This window comes from Rhodococcus sp. NPDC055112 (assembly GCF_053607505.1).
Genome location: NZ_JBSGTR010000014.1, coordinates 31,240 through 46,043, shown reverse-complemented (window position 1 = coordinate 46,043; position 14,804 = coordinate 31,240). Strand labels below are relative to the sequence as shown.

Sequence of the window (14,804 nt, the reverse complement as noted above, 5' to 3'; positions counted from 1 at the left end):
CGCATCACCTCCGCCCACCCCGTAAGAGGTCCGAACACGCCGCGCTGGATCGTCGCCGGTGCGCCGTTGGCGTGGTCGGGCCCGACGGTGTGGGATACTGATGGCGGTCGACCCGCGATGTGTTCCATACGGGCCCGATCGGATGACACCACGGTTCGATGCCCGATCATCGCTGCCACGGCGCGCAGGAAATCCCTCGCGATCCCAGGCACGCTGGATGATCAGGCGCACGGACCAGGGAGTACGGCCATCCAGCCAGGCGCCGTGCGAGCTGGCAGTGATTTAACGGGTCACTGCGAGACGTGCGGGGCGAGACCAGACAATCTCATGCCCACCGGTATGAGTACACAATGAGCGCCCTCGCGTGGCCGCTTCACACCCAGTACGACTCTGGGTGGACGCGCCCGGGGGTCCGAGGAGACTACGTGGCCGATCAAGCGCCGCCCGAAAATTCACAGACTTCAGCCGCAGCGAATGCGGTGCCGACATTCCCGGAGAAGATCCGGGTGCACGCGCTCGCCAAGCTGCTGGGACTGACCAGCAAGCAGGTGCTCGCCCAGGTCGCCGAGTTCGGCGCCGAGGTACGCAGCGCGCAGTCCAGCGTGGACCGCGCTCTCGCCGAGCGGGTGCACGCCGCACTGGCGCCCGCCGCCGAGGCGGAGCCGACGCCCGCCGCCGAGGCGAAGCCCGAGGCCGCCGCGCCGACGGAGCCCGAGAAGGCCGCCGAGCCCGAGCGGGCCCCCGCGTCGCTGTTCACCAACATCGCCGAGCCCGAGGTGCACGTCGTTCCCGACGTGACCCCCGTGTTCCAGGCCCCGCTGTTCCTGCAGCCCGACGCGGCCGCAGCGGAGGCCGCACCCCGGCGTCGCCGTGCCCGCCGCGTGGCCGCGGCGCCGAGCGAGGACGCGCCCATCGAGGTGACCACCGTCGTCGAGCACGAGGAGCGTCACGAAGAGCGTGCAGTCGAGGAGGCCGACACCTCGGTGACCGAGGAGGCCGCCGAGGTCGAGTCCGACGAGGACGGCGGCGAGTCGCAGAGCCGTCGCAGGCGCCGCGGTCGTCGCGGTCGCGGTCGCGGCCGGGGCGAGCAGGCATCCGAGGACGAGCAGAACGAGTCCGAAGGCGCGGCCGAGCCCGCCGCCGAGGGCACCGAGCAGGCCGGGCAGGCCGAGGCAACCGAGCAGGCGGCCGAGTCCGAAGCGGCCGAGTCCGAGGAGTCGGACGAGGCAGGCGAGGCCGGGGACGGATCGAGCCGTCGCCGCCGTCGCCGTCGCCGCCGCAAGGGCAGTGGCGATGGCGCGGACGCAGCCACCGAGGACGACGGCGTCACCACCGTGGTGCACGAGCGAGAGCCGCGCACCAAGGCCAGGGTCAAGGACGAGGTCCAGGGCATCTCGGGCTCGACCCGACTCGAGGCCAAGCGTCAGCGACGCCGCGACGGGCGTGACGCCGGTCGCCGCCGCCCGCCGATCCTCACCGAATCGGAATTCCTGGCGCGCCGCGAGGCCGTCGACCGCGTCATGGTGGTCCGCGAGAAGACCGGCGCGCACGCGGAGGGCCTGACCCAGGTCGCGGTCCTCGAGGACGGCATCCTCGTCGAGCACTTCGTCACCAGCTCGGCGTCCGCGTCGATGGTCGGCAACGTCTACCTCGGTCGGGTTCAGAACGTGCTGCCCTCGATGGAGGCCGCGTTCATCGACATCGGCCGTGGCCGCAACGGCGTGCTCTATGCCGGTGAGGTCAACTGGGAGGCCGCGGGACTCGGCGGCAACAGCCGCAAGATCGAGCAGGCCCTCAAGCCGGGTGACCAGGTCCTGGTCCAGGTCAGCAAGGATCCGGTCGGGCACAAGGGTGCCCGCCTGACCACGCAGATCTCCCTGGCCGGGCGATTCCTGGTGTACGTGCCCGGCGGTAGCTCCACCGGCATCAGCCGCAAGCTGCCCGACACCGAGCGCAAGCGACTCAAGGAGATCCTGCGCGAGATCGTGCCGCCGGAGGCCGGTGTCATCATTCGCACCGCGTCGGAGGGCGTGAGCGAGGAAGAGCTGGCCCGCGACGTCAAGCGTCTGCAGACCCAGTGGGATGAAATCGAGAAGCAGGCCGCGGCCGCGGACAAGGGCAAGGGGAGCAACCCGAAGGCCCTGTACGAGGAGCCGGACCTGCTGGTCAAGGTCGTTCGTGACCTGTTCAACGAGGACTTCGCCAAGATCGTCATCGAGGGCGAGAAGTCCTGGTCGACGGTGGAGAACTACATCAAGACCGTCGCACCCGACCTGCTGCCTCGGGTCGAGAAGTACGAGGGCAACGGCGGCCCCGACGTGTTCGAGGCCAAGCGGATCGACGAGCAGCTCGCCAAGGCGCTCGACCGCAAGGTGTGGCTGCCCTCGGGCGGCACCCTGGTGATCGACCGCACCGAGGCGATGACCGTCGTCGACGTCAACACCGGCAAGTTCACCGGCGCGGGCGGCAACCTCGAGGAGACCGTCACCAGGAACAACCTGGAGGCGGCCGAGGAGATCGTGCGCCAGATGCGGCTGCGCGACATCGGCGGCATGATCGTCGTCGACTTCATCGACATGGTGCTCGAGTCGAACCGGGACCTCGTCCTGCGTCGCCTCACGGAGGCGCTCGGCCGCGACCGGACCCGCCATCAGGTCTCCGAGGTGACCTCGCTCGGCCTGGTCCAGATGACCCGCAAGAAGCTGGGCACCGGGCTGGTCGAGGCGTTCTCCACCAACTGTGAGCACTGCCACGGCCGCGGCATCATCGTGCACGCTGAGCCGGTCGAGGTGCGGTCCTCCGAGGACGCCGGACGTTCGGGCGCGCCGAAGGGCGAATCCGGCGGCCGCAAGAAGCGTGGACGCGACAAGTCCGGTGCCGCGGAGACCGCAGCACCCAAGAACGGACAGACGCCCGCGGCCGAGGTCGACGCGACGGTCAAGCGTGCCCACCCGGTGGCGCTCGCGATGGCCGCGCATCACCACGACGACGAAGCCGCCGAGCATCAGCCGGAGGCCGGCGAGACCGTGGCCCCCACGCCGGAGCCGTCGGTGGCCGAGGTCGCAGTGGAGCCGGTCGTGGAGGTCGCCGTGGAGGTCGTGGCGGAACCGGAGGCCCCGGCCGCGCCGGAGCCCGCCGAGGCCCCCACGAAGGGCAGGCGTCGTTCCCGGCGTGCGTCCCGTGCCACCGCCGCACCCGCGACCGAGACCCAGGAGGCGGCTGAGGCAGGCGCCGTGGTCGTGATCGAGGCCGCCCCCGCACCGACCGAGAAGAAGGTCGTCGCGAAAAAGGTCGCCGAGAAGAAGGTCGTGGCGAAGAGGGTTGTCGAACCCGAGGTCGTCGAGCCGGCAAAGGCCGCGGAGACCACCGCGGCGCCTCAACCGGTCGAGGGGGACGGCGCACCCGCGGCACCGGCTCGTCGGCCCCGTCGCCGGGCCGCGGCCAGGCCTGCGGGACCGCCTGCGGACGTCGACGCCTGACCGACGGCCGGTCGAGGGGGATCGGAGACCGCCAGTTTGACCCTGCGGTTCTCCATCCCGTAGCCTTGACCGGTCGCTACCCGGCGATATGGCTCAGCTGCGCCCGCGAGGGCGGCGGCGGGCCTGCCCGAGGTAGCAAGCACACCAGACCAGTCGCGCGGCTCAAGCCGTGCGAGCACGTTCGAAGAAGCAAGGGGTAGCCCTCCGATGGCAACGTACGCGATCGTCAAGACCGGCGGAAAGCAGTACAAGGTCGCTGTCGGCGACCTCGTCAAGGTCGAGAAGATCGAGGGTGAGCCCGGCACTGCTGTCTCGCTGGTCCCGGTTCTCGTCGTCGACGGTTCCGAGCTGACCACCGACGCCGCCAAGCTGGCCAAGGTCTCGGTTACCGGTGAGGTCGTCGAGCACACCAAGGGCCCGAAGATCCGCATCCACAAGTTCAAGAACAAGACCGGGTACCACAAGCGCCAGGGCCACCGTCAGAAGCTGACGGTGCTCAAGGTCACCGGCATCAAGTAACCAGCTTTAGTACCCAGGAGGGTTCGACATGGCACATAAGAAGGGTGCATCCAGCTCCCGTAACGGTCGCGATTCGAACGCACAGCGCCTCGGCGTGAAGCGCTTCGGCGGCCAGTCCGTCAGCGCCGGCGAGATCCTGGTGCGTCAGCGCGGAACCCACTTCCACCCCGGCGTGAACGTCGGACGTGGCGGCGACGACACGCTGTTCGCTCTCTCCGCTGGTGCGGTCGAGTTCGGCACCAAGCGTGGACGTAAGACTGTCAACATCGTTCCGGTCGCCGCAGAGGCCTGATTCTGCTGCGTCGCTCGTGTCACCATCACGGTGACCGATGACAGTTCTAAGCTCCCAGTAGGGGCGGGCCAGGGTCTCATACCCTGCTCGCCCCTATTTGCTTTTCACCCTGAGGAAGGGATCCGGCAGTCATGTCCCGATTCATTGACCGCGTGGTGCTGCATGTCAGCGCCGGAAAAGGCGGCAATGGTTGCGCCTCCGTTCACCGCGAGAAGTTCAAGCCGCTCGGCGGTCCCGACGGCGGCAACGGCGGGCGCGGAGGTGACGTGGTGCTCGTCGTCGACGAGAACGTGCACACCCTGCTGGACTTCCACTTCCACCCGAACGCCAAGGCGAGCAACGGCACGCAGGGCGCAGGCAGCAACCGCGAGGGCGCAAACGGTCAGGACCTGATCCTCAAGGTTCCCGACGGCACCGTCGTCCTCGACTCCGAGGGCAATGTCCTCGCCGACATGATCGGCACGGGCACCCGATTCGACGCCGCCCCCGGCGGCCGTGGCGGACTGGGTAACGCGGCGCTGGCCTCGAAGGCCCGCAAGGCGCCTGGCTTCGCGCTGCTCGGCGAGGAGGGCGTTCAGCGCGACCTCGTCCTCGAGCTCAAGTCGGTGGCCGACGTCGGACTGGTCGGCTTCCCGTCCGCGGGCAAGTCATCCCTGGTCTCCGTGCTCTCGGCGGCCAAGCCGAAGATCGCCGACTACCCGTTCACCACGCTGGTGCCGAACCTCGGCGTGGTCTCCAGTGGCGACACCACCTTCACCGTCGCGGACGTGCCGGGTCTGATCCCGGGCGCGAGCCAGGGGCGGGGTCTCGGACTGGACTTCCTGCGCCACATCGAGCGCACCGCGGTGCTGGCACACGTGGTGGACTGCGCGACCCTGGAGCCCGGCCGTGATCCGGTCTCCGACGTGGACGCGCTCGAGGCTGAGTTGGCCGCCTACAAGCCGGCACTCTCCGGCGACGCGAGCCTCGGCGACCTGGCCGACCGGCCCCGCATCGTGGTCCTCAACAAGGCGGACGTCCCCGACGCGGCAGAGCTCGCCGAGATGGTCACGCCGGACTTCGAGGCACGCGGCTGGCCCGTCTTCACCATCTCGGCCGTGAGCCGGGAAGGGCTGCGGCCGTTGACCTTCGCGCTCGCCAAGCTCGTCGAGGAGTACCGCGAGGCGCATCCGAAGGCGGAGCCGAAGCGTCAGGTGATCCGTCCCATCGCCTCCAACGCGAGCGACTTCACCGTCATCGCCGATCCCGAGACCCCCGGCGGCTTCATCGTCCGCGGCGTCCGGCCCGAGCGGTGGATCCGTCAGACGGCCTTCGACAACGACGAGGCCGTCGGCTACCTCGCGGACCGGCTCGCCCGGCTCGGCGTCGAGGACGCGTTGGTCAAGCATGGCGCGGAGCCCGGCTGCTACGTCACCATCGGCGACGTCAGCTTCGAATGGGAGCCGCAGACCCCGGCGGGCATCGACCTGACCCGCACCGGTCGCGGCACCGACCCGCGACTCGATCAGGTGGACCGCATCGGTGCGTCCGAGCGCAAGCACGCGCACCGGATCCGGCGTGGTCTCGAAGGCCTGGATCCCGAAGAACAGTGATGGACGACGCGGTCCGTTCGCTTTCGGAGACCCGCGCCACCATCGCGACCGCGCGCAGCGTGGTCGTGAAGATCGGGTCCTCCGCGCTCACCAGCATGGAGTCCGGCATCGACCTGCGGGCGCTGAACGCCCTCGCCGATGCGATCGAGGCCAGGATGCGTGCCGGCTCCGATGTCGTGGTGGTGTCCTCGGGCGCGGTCGGTGCAGGCATCGCCCCGCTCGGGCTGACCAGGCGGCCACGGGATCTCGCCACCAAGCAGGCGGCGGCGAGCGTCGGGCAGCTGGCGCTCGCGCATGCATGGGGCACCTCGTTCGCGCGGTACGGGCGGACCGTCGGCCAGGTGCTGCTCACCGCCGACGACATCGCCCGGCGCACCCAGCACCGCAACGCGCAGAGCACCCTCGACCGGCTCCGTGCCCTCGGTGCGGTCGCGATCGTCAACGAGAACGACACCGTTGCCACCACCGAGCTGCGGTTCGGCGACAACGACCGGTTGGCCGCGATGGTCGCGCACCTCGTCGGGGCGGACGCGCTGGTCCTGCTCTCCGACGTCGACGGACTGTACGACGGTGACCCCCGCAAGGGCGGCGCGACCCTGATCCCGGAGGTGACCAGCCCCGAGGACCTCGACGGCGTGGTCGCCGGGTCCGGTGGAGCACTCGGCACCGGCGGGATGGCCTCCAAGCTGTCCGCGGCCCGGCTCGCGGCCGACTCCGGCGTGCCGGTGCTGCTCGCCGCGGCCACCGACGCCGCCGCTGCGCTCACGGGCGCGGGCGTCGGCACGGCCTTCGCGGCCAGGCCGACCCGGATGTCCGCGCGCAAGTTCTGGGTGCGGCACGCCGCCGACACCAGGGGCGGGCTGCATCTCGACGCGGGCGCGGTGCGCGCCGTGGTGGACAGACGACGGTCGCTGCTGCCCGCGGGGATCACCGGCGTCGACGGCCGGTTCTACGGCGGGGACGTGGTGTCGCTGTTCGGGCCAGACGGTTCGCCGGTCGCGCGTGGCGTGGTGGCCTACGACTCGACCGAGCTCGGGGAGATGCTGGGCCGGTCAACGGTCGAGCTGCCGTCAGAGTTGCAGCGGCCCGTGGTGCACGCGGACGACCTGGTTCGCCTCTGACGAGTCAGGGTGTCTTCGGCTTGTCCTGCGGGTCGCCGATGACCTTGGGTGGTCCCTCGGGGTGGAGTGCGCCGCCCTCGTTCACCCAGTCGGAGATGTCGGCGGCATCCTCCGGGGTGACCGGCTTGCGCCTGCTGAAGAGCGATTTCACTTTGTCGCTGAACTTCGACATGCCCGGAGTCTACCGATGCGGTGTCAGGGCGGTCAGGACCTGCGAGCAGCCCGCATCCAGCTTGAGGGCCGCGAACTCGTCGCCCCTTGTCGGGCCGCGGTTGACGATGACGACCGGGATGTCGTCCTTGGCGGCACGGCGGACGAAACGCAGGCCGGACATGACGGTCAGCGAGGATCCGAGCACCAGCAGTAGCTCGCCCCTGGAGACCATCGCGAACGCCGCTTCGACCCGGGGTTTGGGCACGCTCTCGCCGAAGTAGACGATGTCCGGCTTGAGGATCCCGCCGCAGTGTTCGCAGTCCACCATCACGAAGTGTGCGGTCTCCTCGATCACCGCGTCGGCATCGGGTGCGATCTCGACTCCCGTTGCCGCGGAGACGGATTCGGCGAACCCTGGATTCGCGGCATCGAGTCGCTGCGCGAGGGTGAACCGCGAGATCAGGGCCTCACACCCCATGCATCGCACCTGCGCGTAACTGCCGTGCAGGTCGATGACATTCCTGCTGCCCGCCTTGGTGTGCAGCAGGTCAACGTTCTGGGTGAGCACGCCGTCGACCACGCCCGCCCGTTCCAGCCCGGCGAGGGCGCGGTGTCCGGCGTTGGGGCGAGACGCGTCCATGTGTCGCCAGCCGAGATGGTTGCGGGCCCAGTAGTGCCTGCGGAACGCGGCGTCGCCCATGAACTGCTGGAACGTCATCGGAGTGCGGGGCGGGGAATCGGGCCCCCGGTAGTCCGGGATGCCCGAGTCGGTGGACATCCCCGCGCCGGTCAGCGCCACCACCCGGCGGCCGCTGACCAGGCCGGCCAGGCGTTCGTGGTCCTCGCCTGCCGCCGTGTTCTCGAGTGGGGGAGCGGACATGGTTTCCAGGCTAGCCGTGTCGCGAATCTTCAATCCCGCATCGGGTGCCTCGCTCGAGACTGGTGGCATGAGCACAGTGAACCCCGTTCCCGCGGGATACCGGACCCTCACGCCCTACCTCGCCGTCAAGGACGGCCAGGCGGCGCTGGACTTCTATCGCCGCGGCCTCGGCGCCGAGGTGGTGGACGCGATGGACGCCCCCGACGGCGGCCTGATGCACGCCGAGCTGAGGATCGGCGACTCGATGTTGCAACTGTCCGACGACATGCCCGACTACGGCCTCAAGGCGCCCGAGCAGGGCTGGGTGCACAGCTCGGTGGTGGTGTACGTCGAGGACTCCGACGCCTTCGTTGACCGGGCGGTCCGCGAGGGTGCCACCCTCATCAGCGCCGTCGCGGACACGTTCTCCGGGGACCGGCACGGGGTGTTCCTCGATCCGTTCGGACACCGGTGGGCGGTCTGCACGAAGGTCGAGGACGTGCCTGCCGAGGAGGTGGCCAGGCGCGCCCGCGAGCTCTTCTACCCGGCCGAGGCGGCGGAGCCTGCCGAACGCCCCTGAGGATCGAGCGGACCCGTCGCGGCGCGAGTACGGTCGATCGCATGGGAGTTATCGGTGAGCTGTTCCCGGGGAAGAAGCTGGAGAACGACGACAGCCAGGACGGCGGCGGGCAGACGTATCAGCCGAGTCTCGAACTCGACCTGGATGCGGGCGTGATCCGGGTGTCGCCTGCGAAGCCGGCCGTCACCCCGGACGAGGAGTCAGGGGCTCAGTAACCCGCGACCGGGTCGATCCGCGCCAGCAGTTCCTCGCCGGCCACGAAGCGTCGCACGTTCGTCGCGACGTGGTCGGCGAAGGCGGGCGGCCGGACGGCCGGCGGGTTCGAGCAGTGCGGTGTGATGATCGCTTTCCGCAGGGTCCACAGCGGATGCCCGTCCGGCAGCGGCTCGGGGTCGGTGACATCGAGCCCGGCGCCGCCGATCGTCTTGTCCCGCAACGCCTTCACGAGGGCGTCGGTGTCGACGAGGGAGCCCCGCGCGACGTTGATCACCCACGAGTGGGCGCCTAGGCGGGCCAGTTGCTCGGCGCCGACCAGGCGCCGCGTCCTTGCCGTCGCGGGCGCCGCGACCACGACGTGATCGGTGCGGTCCCAGACCTCGGTAGTTCGGTCGGCGGGCAGGGTCTCGGCCGCGCCGGGAACCGCCCGGCCCGAGCGGTTGACCGCGATCACCGACGCGCCGACCGAGGTGAGCATCGGGATCAGCGCGCGCCCGATGCCGCCCGCACCGAGGATCGTCACCGTGCTCCCGCGCAGCGTTCCGACCTTGCCGAAGAACTCCTGCTGGCGCCAGCTGGTGGCCGCGACTTGCTCGGGCAGTGCCCGGACCCCGGCCAGCAGCAGCGCGAAGGCGTGTTCGGCGACGGTCGCGGAGAAGGCGCCCGCGGCCGACGTGAACACGATTCCCGGGTGGCGGGCGAAGATCCCGGCGGTGAACCAGTCCTCGACCCCGGCGGAGTACAGCTGCACCCATCGGACCGACTCCGGCAGCTCGTCGGGGAAACGGTCCGGGTCCGCAGCCCAGACCAGGGCCTGCGCGTCGACCATCGGTGCCCATTCGCCCCCGCCCGAGGCGATGGCCTCCATCAGCAGGGGGTCGGCGTGCGGGCCAAGGGCGATGGGCACGGGCGTCATGTCGGTCTCCTCGGGGCCTGGTTCCGGTGCCTTGAGGGTATCGACCGCGTGAGCCGGACATCCGGCCCGCCGGAACCGCCTCCGCGAACCCGCTTACATTTCACCGAGACAGATTCTGCGAGCGAGGAGTGATCGATGGCAACTGAGTGCCCGTCCGAGGTGATCCGTTCGCTGGTTGCGCGGATTGCTCATCTGGCCGACGAGGGATCGATCGACGAGTACATCCAGCTTTTCACGGAGGATGCGGTCTGGGAGATGAGAAGCGCAGGCCCGAGCGTCGCGATTGCACCCCAGATCGTCGAGGGCAGGCAGGCGATCGCGGCGAGTGCCGGCGGTCGACGGGCCGACGGGATCGCCGGTCCCGGCACCGCGACACGACATGTGAGCGGCTGCGTGTCCATAGCCTTTGATTCCGAGGATTCCGCCCGCGTGCAGTCGGTCTGGCAGTTCTTCGTCGACACCACCACCGCGCCGAGACTTGCAAGCATGGGGACCTACCGCGATGTTTTCCGCAAGGTCGACGACTGCTGGCTCCTGGCCGAGCGCTCGATCACGACCGGCTGAGCCGCCTGTGCGCGGTTCACGAGTCCCTACACTCGTCAACCGCGCACGGGCGCGTAGCGCCTACGGCTAGCCGGCGATCTCGATCAGCGGATAGACGCCGTTCTCGTCATGGACCTCGCGACCGGTGACCGGGGGATTGAACACGCACAGCATGCGCATCTCGGTGACCGGCTCCACGCGGTGCCGCTCGTGGCCGTCCAGCAGGTACATCGAGCCGGGGCCGAGCTGGTGGACGACGCCGTTGTCCAGGTCGGTGAGGATGCCCTCGCCCTCGATCAGCCAGACCGCCTCGACGTGATGGGCATAGTGGAACTCGTTGACGGATCCGGCCCGAATCGTGGTCTCGTGGAACGAGAATCCGACGCGATCGGCGCCGAGCACGATGCGCTTGCTCCGCCAGTTCCCATCGGCGCTGGTGATGTCGCGCTCGGTGCCGGTGATCTCTTCGGTGGTACGGACGATCATCTTCGGTCCCTCCTCAGGCGCAGACCTTGGCGGTGGCCTCGGCGAGAATGCTCAGGCCGTGGTCGAGCTCGGTGTCGGTGATCGTCAGCGGCGGCAGGAGCTTGACCACCTCGTCGGAGGGGCCGGAGGTCTCGGCGAGCAGGCCCTCGTCGTACGCGAGCCCGCACACCTTGACCGCCCTGCCCGGATCGTCGAACACCAGGCCCTGGACCATGCCGCGGCCGCGGGTGCTGACCCCGTCGAACTGGTCCGACAGGTTGGCGAAGATCTGCGCGATCCGCTTGCCCTTCGCGGCGGTGGAGCGCTCCAGCGTGTCGTCGGTCCAGTACTGCTCGATCGCGGCCGTCGCCGTCACGAAGGCGGGGTTGTTGCCCCGGAAGGTGCCGTTGTGCTCGCCGGGCGCCCACACGTCGAGCTCGGGCCGCAGCAGTGTCAGGGCCATCGGCAGTCCGTAGCCGCTGATCGACTTGGACAGCGTGACGATGTCCGGCGTGATCCCCGCGATCTCGAAGGAGAAGAACGGACCGGTTCGCCCGCAGCCCATCTGGACGTCGTCGACGATGAGCAGGATACCCCGGCTCCGGCAGAGTTCGGCGAGCGCACGCAGCCACTCGGGCCGCGCGACGTTCACCCCGCCCTCGCCTTGCACGGTCTCCACGATGACGGCGGCGGGACGATTCAGCCCGCTACCGGAATCGTCCAGCACCCGCTCGAACCAGTGGAAATCCTCGGTGGCGCCGTCGAAGTAGTTGTCGAAGGGCATCGGGGTGGCGTGTACCAGCGGAACCCCCGCACCCGCACGCTTCATCGAGTTGCCGGTCACCGACAGCGCGCCGAGGGTCATGCCGTGGAAGGCGTTGGTGAAGTTGATGATCGACTCTCGGCCGGTGACCTTCCTGGCCAGCTTGAGTGCCGCCTCGACGGTGTTCGTGCCGGTCGGGCCGGGGAATTGGACCTTGTAGTCGAGCCCGCGCGGTTCGAGGATGTTTCGCTGGAAGGTCTCGAGGAACTGCCGCTTCGCCACGGTGGACATGTCGAGGCTGTGGGTGATGCCGTCGCCCACGATGTAGTCGACCAGGGCCTGCTTGAGCACGGGGTTGTTGTGGCCGTAGTTCAGCGCGCCCGCGCCTGCAAAGAAATCCAGGTAGTCGCGGCCGTCCTCGGCGCGAATCCAGGATCCCGAAGCGGAGCTGAACACGGTCGGCCAGCTCCTGCTGTAGCTGCGGACCTCGGACTCGAGGGTGGTGAAGATGCTGATGTCTTCCATGGTGGTCATTGCTCTCCTCCGGTGGTGTCATCGCCGATGATGTAGAGCTCTTCGGATTCGTGCTGATCGGGAAAGTGCTTGTCGGTGAACAGTTCTCGTTTCGTGATGTCGACGTATCGCATCCGCGCCACCGACGAGAACAGGGCTCGTGACGCGTTGTTGCCCGGACTGATCGTGGTCTCGAGCCTGGTGACGCCTTGGAGGGCGAGGTGATCGAGCAGGTCGTTCAGCATTGCGGCGGCCACTCCGCGGCCGCGCAGCGATTCGTCGACCGCCACCTGCCAGACAAAGACCGTCCGCGGGTCTTCCGGGCGGACGAAACCGGTGACGAAACCGCCGACGCGGCCGTCCTGCTCCGCAACTACGGATGTGTCTCGGAAATCCCTGCACCACAACAGGTATGCATAACTTGAGTTCAGATCGAGCACCTGCGAATCGCGGGCAATCTCCCACATGCGCACGGCGTCATCGATATCGGGCTGCCTTGTCGTCACCGCTCCTGGAGCGGTGGTCGGGGTCGCACTCTGTGTAACGGGGCTCATCTGTCGAACGAACGTAACAATGGGCGCAACGGATTACAGCTACCCCGGGCGATTACGCATGCCCTGACCCGGCTCCCGCACTGGTGAGCGTGACAGTGTGAGGCTGGTCACACGGCGGGGGTCAGCTGACGCTCGCCAGGGCAAACGGCAGGACGGCCGGAGCGCCGGCCATGCGGAGTTCGCGGGCCGCCATCGTGAGCGTCCAGCCGGTGTCGGCGAGGTCGTCGAGCAGCAGGATCGGGCCGTCGGCGCCGCCGAGATCCGGGGCCAGCCAAGCCCCCGTCAGCCCCGCGACGCGGTAGGCGGAATTGGCCGCGGACACCGGCGGACGCTCGGGGTTCCTGGTGAGGGTGCCCAGGTTGCGGAGCCGCCCGACCTGCGCGAGCCGGTCGGCGAGCGAGGAGATCAACTGGGGGCGGGTCGCCGACTCGAGGGCCATCACCGCCGTCGGTCGCTGCTGCCAGTCCCAGGCGGCGAGCACCTTGACGCATGCGTCGACGATCGCGTCCGGCACCGGGCCGTCGGGCTCGTCGAACAGCGTGCGCAGCCGCTGGCCCCAGCCGAGGTCGGACAGGCGGCCGAGCACCCGGCCCGTCTCGGGTCCGTCGGTGATCTTGCCGGACAACGGCACGCCCAGCTTGGCGAGGCCGGTCGGCCACTGCTTGCGCGGGGCCAGGTCGACGCCGGGCCGGTCCAGCCGCGCCCGCGCTCGCGCGATGGCCTCCTCGTCCACCTCCGCGGAGTGGGCGGAGCCGGCGCAGTTGTCGCAGCGCCCGCACGGCTGCGGGTCGGCGGACAGGCCCGGATCGTCGAGCTGGCGGCGCAGGAACTCCATGCGGCACATGGACGTTCGCTGGTATTCCACCATCGCCTGCTGCTCGGACTCGCGGGCCTGCTCGAGCCTGCCGTATCGCTCTGCGTCGTACTCCCACGGCTGCCCGGTGCTGATCCAGCCGCCGCGGACCCGCTTGACGGCGCCGTCCACGTCCAGGACCTTCAGCACCATCTCCAGCCGGTTCCGGCTGAGTTCGACCAGCGGTTCGAGGGCCTGGGTGGACTGCGGTCGTTCGGCGTCGAGCACCTCGATCACCCGGCGCACCAGATGCTCATGGGGGAACGCGATGCTGGCGAAATAGCTCCAGATCTGCCGGTCCTCGAACCCGGGCAGCAGCACCACCTCGGCCCGGTCCGTGGAGCGGCCCGCGCGGCCGACCTGCTGGTAGTAGGAGATGGGGGAGGAGGGTGCGCCGAGGTGGACAACGAACCCGAGGTCGGGCTTGTCGAACCCCATGCCCAACGCCGACGTCGCGACCAGGGCCTTGACCCGGTTCTCGAGCAGGTCCGCTTCGAGACTCTCGCGTTCGGCCGGGTCGGTCTGGCCTGTGTATGCGGCCACCTCGTGGCCCTGCTCGGAGAGCAGCCCGGCCAGGTCGCGGGCCGCGGACACGGTGAGGGTGTAGATGATGCCGGACCCCGGCAGCCGGTCCAGCTGCTGACCGAGCCAGGCGGCGCGCTTGCTCGCCTCGTCGATGTGTACCACCGACAGCCGCAGCGACTCCCGCTCGAGGCCGCCGCGCAGCACCAGGGTCTCGGAGCCGCCGACGCCGAGCTGTGCGGACACGTCGGCCACCACCCGGTCGTTCGCGGTCGCGGTGGTCGCCAGCACGGGAATGCCCTCGCCCAGCTCACCGATCAGGGTGCGGATCCGCCGGTAGTCGGGACGGAAGTCGTGGCCCCAGTCGGAGACGCAGTGCGCCTCGTCGACCACGACCAGGCCGGCGTCCGCGGCCAGCGAGGGCAGCACCTGGTCGCGGAAGTCGGGATTGTTCAGCCGCTCCGGGCTGACCAGCAGCACGTCGACGGTCCCGTCGGCGATGGCGGCGTGGATCTCGTCCCATTCGGTGACGTTGCCGGAGTTGATCGTCGCGGCGCGGACGCCTGCCCGCTCTGCGGAGGCCACCTGATTTCGCATCAGGGCCAGCAGCGGGGAGACGATCACGGTTGGCCCGTGTCCGCGCGCCCGCAGCAGCTTGGCGGAGATGAAGTACACGGCGGACTTGCCCCAGCCGGTCCGCTGCACCACCAGCGCACGCTTGCGCTGCACCACCAGCGCCTCGATCGCCGTCCACTGATCCTCACGCAGCGTGGCGTCGGGGCCCGCGAGCTCGCGCAGCAACCGTTCGGCGTCGGCACGGAGATCGAGGGTCGCGGGCTCGGTGGCTGTGGTCATGGCTCCCAT

At 69.5% G+C, this 14,804-nt stretch carries 15 protein-coding genes; 8 read left to right on the top strand and 7 right to left on the bottom strand.

What is annotated here, in order from left to right; genetic code table 11:
- The first annotated feature begins 425 nt into the window (after window positions 1-425).
- The 5 genes from ACWFRB_RS09820 (at window position 426) to proB (ending at window position 7,003) form a co-directional block, all read left to right on the top strand.
- Window positions 426-3,479, top strand: a complete 3,054-nt coding sequence (locus ACWFRB_RS09820) for a translation initiation factor IF-2 N-terminal domain-containing protein (RefSeq protein WP_452640608.1) — start codon at window positions 426-428, stop codon at window positions 3,477-3,479.
- A gap of 207 nt (window positions 3,480-3,686) precedes the next feature.
- Window positions 3,687-3,998 (top strand): 50S ribosomal protein L21, encoded by a 312-nt coding sequence (rplU, locus tag ACWFRB_RS09815; RefSeq protein WP_077042085.1) that lies wholly within the window; start codon window positions 3,687-3,689, stop codon window positions 3,996-3,998.
- Window positions 3,999-4,026: 28 nt separating this feature from the next.
- A complete protein-coding gene (rpmA, locus tag ACWFRB_RS09810; protein ID WP_031938324.1) occupies window positions 4,027-4,290 on the top strand; it encodes a 50S ribosomal protein L27 in 264 nt (87 codons plus the stop codon).
- Between the two features lie 131 nt (window positions 4,291-4,421).
- Window positions 4,422-5,882, top strand: coding sequence for a GTPase ObgE (gene obgE / locus ACWFRB_RS09805; RefSeq protein ID WP_452640607.1), 1,461 nt, complete (start codon window positions 4,422-4,424; stop codon window positions 5,880-5,882).
- Window positions 5,882-7,003: a glutamate 5-kinase gene (gene proB, locus ACWFRB_RS09800; RefSeq protein WP_452640606.1), complete on the top strand. Its 1,122-nt coding sequence runs from the start codon at window positions 5,882-5,884 to the stop codon at window positions 7,001-7,003. The genes obgE and proB overlap by 1 nt, the downstream gene beginning before the upstream one ends.
- Before the next feature lie 4 nt (window positions 7,004-7,007).
- Here the strand turns inward: proB and ACWFRB_RS09795 are convergent, their stop codons facing one another.
- Both ACWFRB_RS09795 and ACWFRB_RS09790 read right to left on the bottom strand, forming a co-directional pair.
- On the bottom strand, window positions 7,008-7,175 hold the full coding sequence (locus tag ACWFRB_RS09795; RefSeq protein WP_452640605.1) for a hypothetical protein: 168 nt from the start codon (window positions 7,173-7,175) through the stop codon (window positions 7,008-7,010).
- 9 nt (window positions 7,176-7,184) lie between these two features.
- Complete coding sequence (locus tag ACWFRB_RS09790; RefSeq protein ID WP_452640604.1) at window positions 7,185-8,036, bottom strand: Sir2 family NAD-dependent protein deacetylase; 852 nt, start codon at window positions 8,034-8,036, stop codon at window positions 7,185-7,187.
- Between the two features lie 67 nt (window positions 8,037-8,103).
- Between ACWFRB_RS09790 and ACWFRB_RS09785 the strand changes: the two genes are divergently transcribed.
- Both ACWFRB_RS09785 and ACWFRB_RS09780 read left to right on the top strand, forming a co-directional pair.
- Window positions 8,104-8,595 (top strand): VOC family protein, encoded by a 492-nt coding sequence (locus ACWFRB_RS09785; RefSeq protein ID WP_452640603.1) that lies wholly within the window; start codon window positions 8,104-8,106, stop codon window positions 8,593-8,595.
- 41 nt (window positions 8,596-8,636) lie between these two features.
- On the top strand, window positions 8,637-8,810 hold the full coding sequence (locus ACWFRB_RS09780) for a hypothetical protein (RefSeq protein WP_452640601.1): 174 nt from the start codon (window positions 8,637-8,639) through the stop codon (window positions 8,808-8,810).
- Here ACWFRB_RS09780 and ACWFRB_RS09775 read toward each other — a convergent pair.
- A complete protein-coding gene (locus ACWFRB_RS09775) occupies window positions 8,804-9,727 on the bottom strand; it encodes a D-isomer specific 2-hydroxyacid dehydrogenase family protein (RefSeq protein WP_452640600.1) in 924 nt (307 codons plus the stop codon). The two genes, ACWFRB_RS09780 and ACWFRB_RS09775, sit on opposite strands and share 7 nt — an antisense overlap.
- A gap of 135 nt (window positions 9,728-9,862) precedes the next feature.
- Between ACWFRB_RS09775 and ACWFRB_RS09770 the strand changes: the two genes are divergently transcribed.
- Window positions 9,863-10,291 carry a nuclear transport factor 2 family protein gene (locus tag ACWFRB_RS09770; RefSeq protein WP_452640599.1) on the top strand — a complete coding sequence of 143 codons (429 nt, stop codon included), beginning with the start codon at window positions 9,863-9,865 and terminating at the stop codon, window positions 10,289-10,291.
- 66 nt (window positions 10,292-10,357) lie between these two features.
- On the opposite strand, the gene ACWFRB_RS09765 is transcribed toward ACWFRB_RS09770, so the two are convergent.
- The 4 genes from ACWFRB_RS09765 to ACWFRB_RS09750 all read right to left on the bottom strand — a co-directional run bounded on the left by ACWFRB_RS09765 (window position 10,358) and on the right by ACWFRB_RS09750 (window position 14,795).
- Complete coding sequence (locus ACWFRB_RS09765; protein ID WP_452640597.1) at window positions 10,358-10,756, bottom strand: ectoine synthase; 399 nt, start codon at window positions 10,754-10,756, stop codon at window positions 10,358-10,360.
- Between the two features lie 13 nt (window positions 10,757-10,769).
- The gene (gene ectB, locus ACWFRB_RS09760; RefSeq protein ID WP_452640596.1) at window positions 10,770-12,032 is read right to left on the bottom strand and encodes a diaminobutyrate--2-oxoglutarate transaminase; all 1,263 of its coding nucleotides are present in this window, start codon (window positions 12,030-12,032) and stop codon (window positions 10,770-10,772) included.
- On the bottom strand, window positions 12,029-12,565 hold the full coding sequence (ectA, locus tag ACWFRB_RS09755; RefSeq protein WP_452640595.1) for a diaminobutyrate acetyltransferase: 537 nt from the start codon (window positions 12,563-12,565) through the stop codon (window positions 12,029-12,031). Before ectA ends, ectB begins: the two co-directional genes overlap by 4 nt.
- Before the next feature lie 121 nt (window positions 12,566-12,686).
- Entirely contained in the window at window positions 12,687-14,795 is a 2,109-nt protein-coding gene (locus ACWFRB_RS09750) for a RecQ family ATP-dependent DNA helicase (RefSeq protein WP_452640594.1), read from the bottom strand.
- Window positions 14,796-14,804: the final 9 nt, after the last annotated feature.

Bases quoted from the DNA above. Each gene is read 5' to 3' on its own strand.
- ACWFRB_RS09750 (WP_452640594.1), bottom strand. From the start codon at position 14,795: ATGACCACAGCCACCGAGCCCGCGACCCTCGATCTCCGTGCCGACGCC.
- ACWFRB_RS09765 (WP_452640597.1), bottom strand. From the start codon at position 10,756: ATGATCGTCCGTACCACCGAAGAGATCACCGGCACCGAGCGCGACATC.
- ACWFRB_RS09780 (WP_452640601.1), top strand. From the start codon at position 8,637: ATGGGAGTTATCGGTGAGCTGTTCCCGGGGAAGAAGCTGGAGAACGAC.
- proB (WP_452640606.1), top strand. From the start codon at position 5,882: ATGGACGACGCGGTCCGTTCGCTTTCGGAGACCCGCGCCACCATCGCG.
- rpmA (WP_031938324.1), top strand. From the start codon at position 4,027: ATGGCACATAAGAAGGGTGCATCCAGCTCCCGTAACGGTCGCGATTCG.
- obgE (WP_452640607.1), top strand. From the start codon at position 4,422: ATGTCCCGATTCATTGACCGCGTGGTGCTGCATGTCAGCGCCGGAAAA.
- ACWFRB_RS09775 (WP_452640600.1), bottom strand. From the start codon at position 9,727: ATGACGCCCGTGCCCATCGCCCTTGGCCCGCACGCCGACCCCCTGCTG.
- ectB (WP_452640596.1), bottom strand. From the start codon at position 12,032: ATGACCACCATGGAAGACATCAGCATCTTCACCACCCTCGAGTCCGAG.
- ACWFRB_RS09785 (WP_452640603.1), top strand. From the start codon at position 8,104: ATGAGCACAGTGAACCCCGTTCCCGCGGGATACCGGACCCTCACGCCC.
- ACWFRB_RS09795 (WP_452640605.1), bottom strand. From the start codon at position 7,175: ATGTCGAAGTTCAGCGACAAAGTGAAATCGCTCTTCAGCAGGCGCAAG.
- ectA (WP_452640595.1), bottom strand. From the start codon at position 12,565: ATGAGCCCCGTTACACAGAGTGCGACCCCGACCACCGCTCCAGGAGCG.
- ACWFRB_RS09770 (WP_452640599.1), top strand. From the start codon at position 9,863: ATGGCAACTGAGTGCCCGTCCGAGGTGATCCGTTCGCTGGTTGCGCGG.
- ACWFRB_RS09790 (WP_452640604.1), bottom strand. From the start codon at position 8,036: ATGTCCGCTCCCCCACTCGAGAACACGGCGGCAGGCGAGGACCACGAA.
- rplU (WP_077042085.1), top strand. From the start codon at position 3,687: ATGGCAACGTACGCGATCGTCAAGACCGGCGGAAAGCAGTACAAGGTC.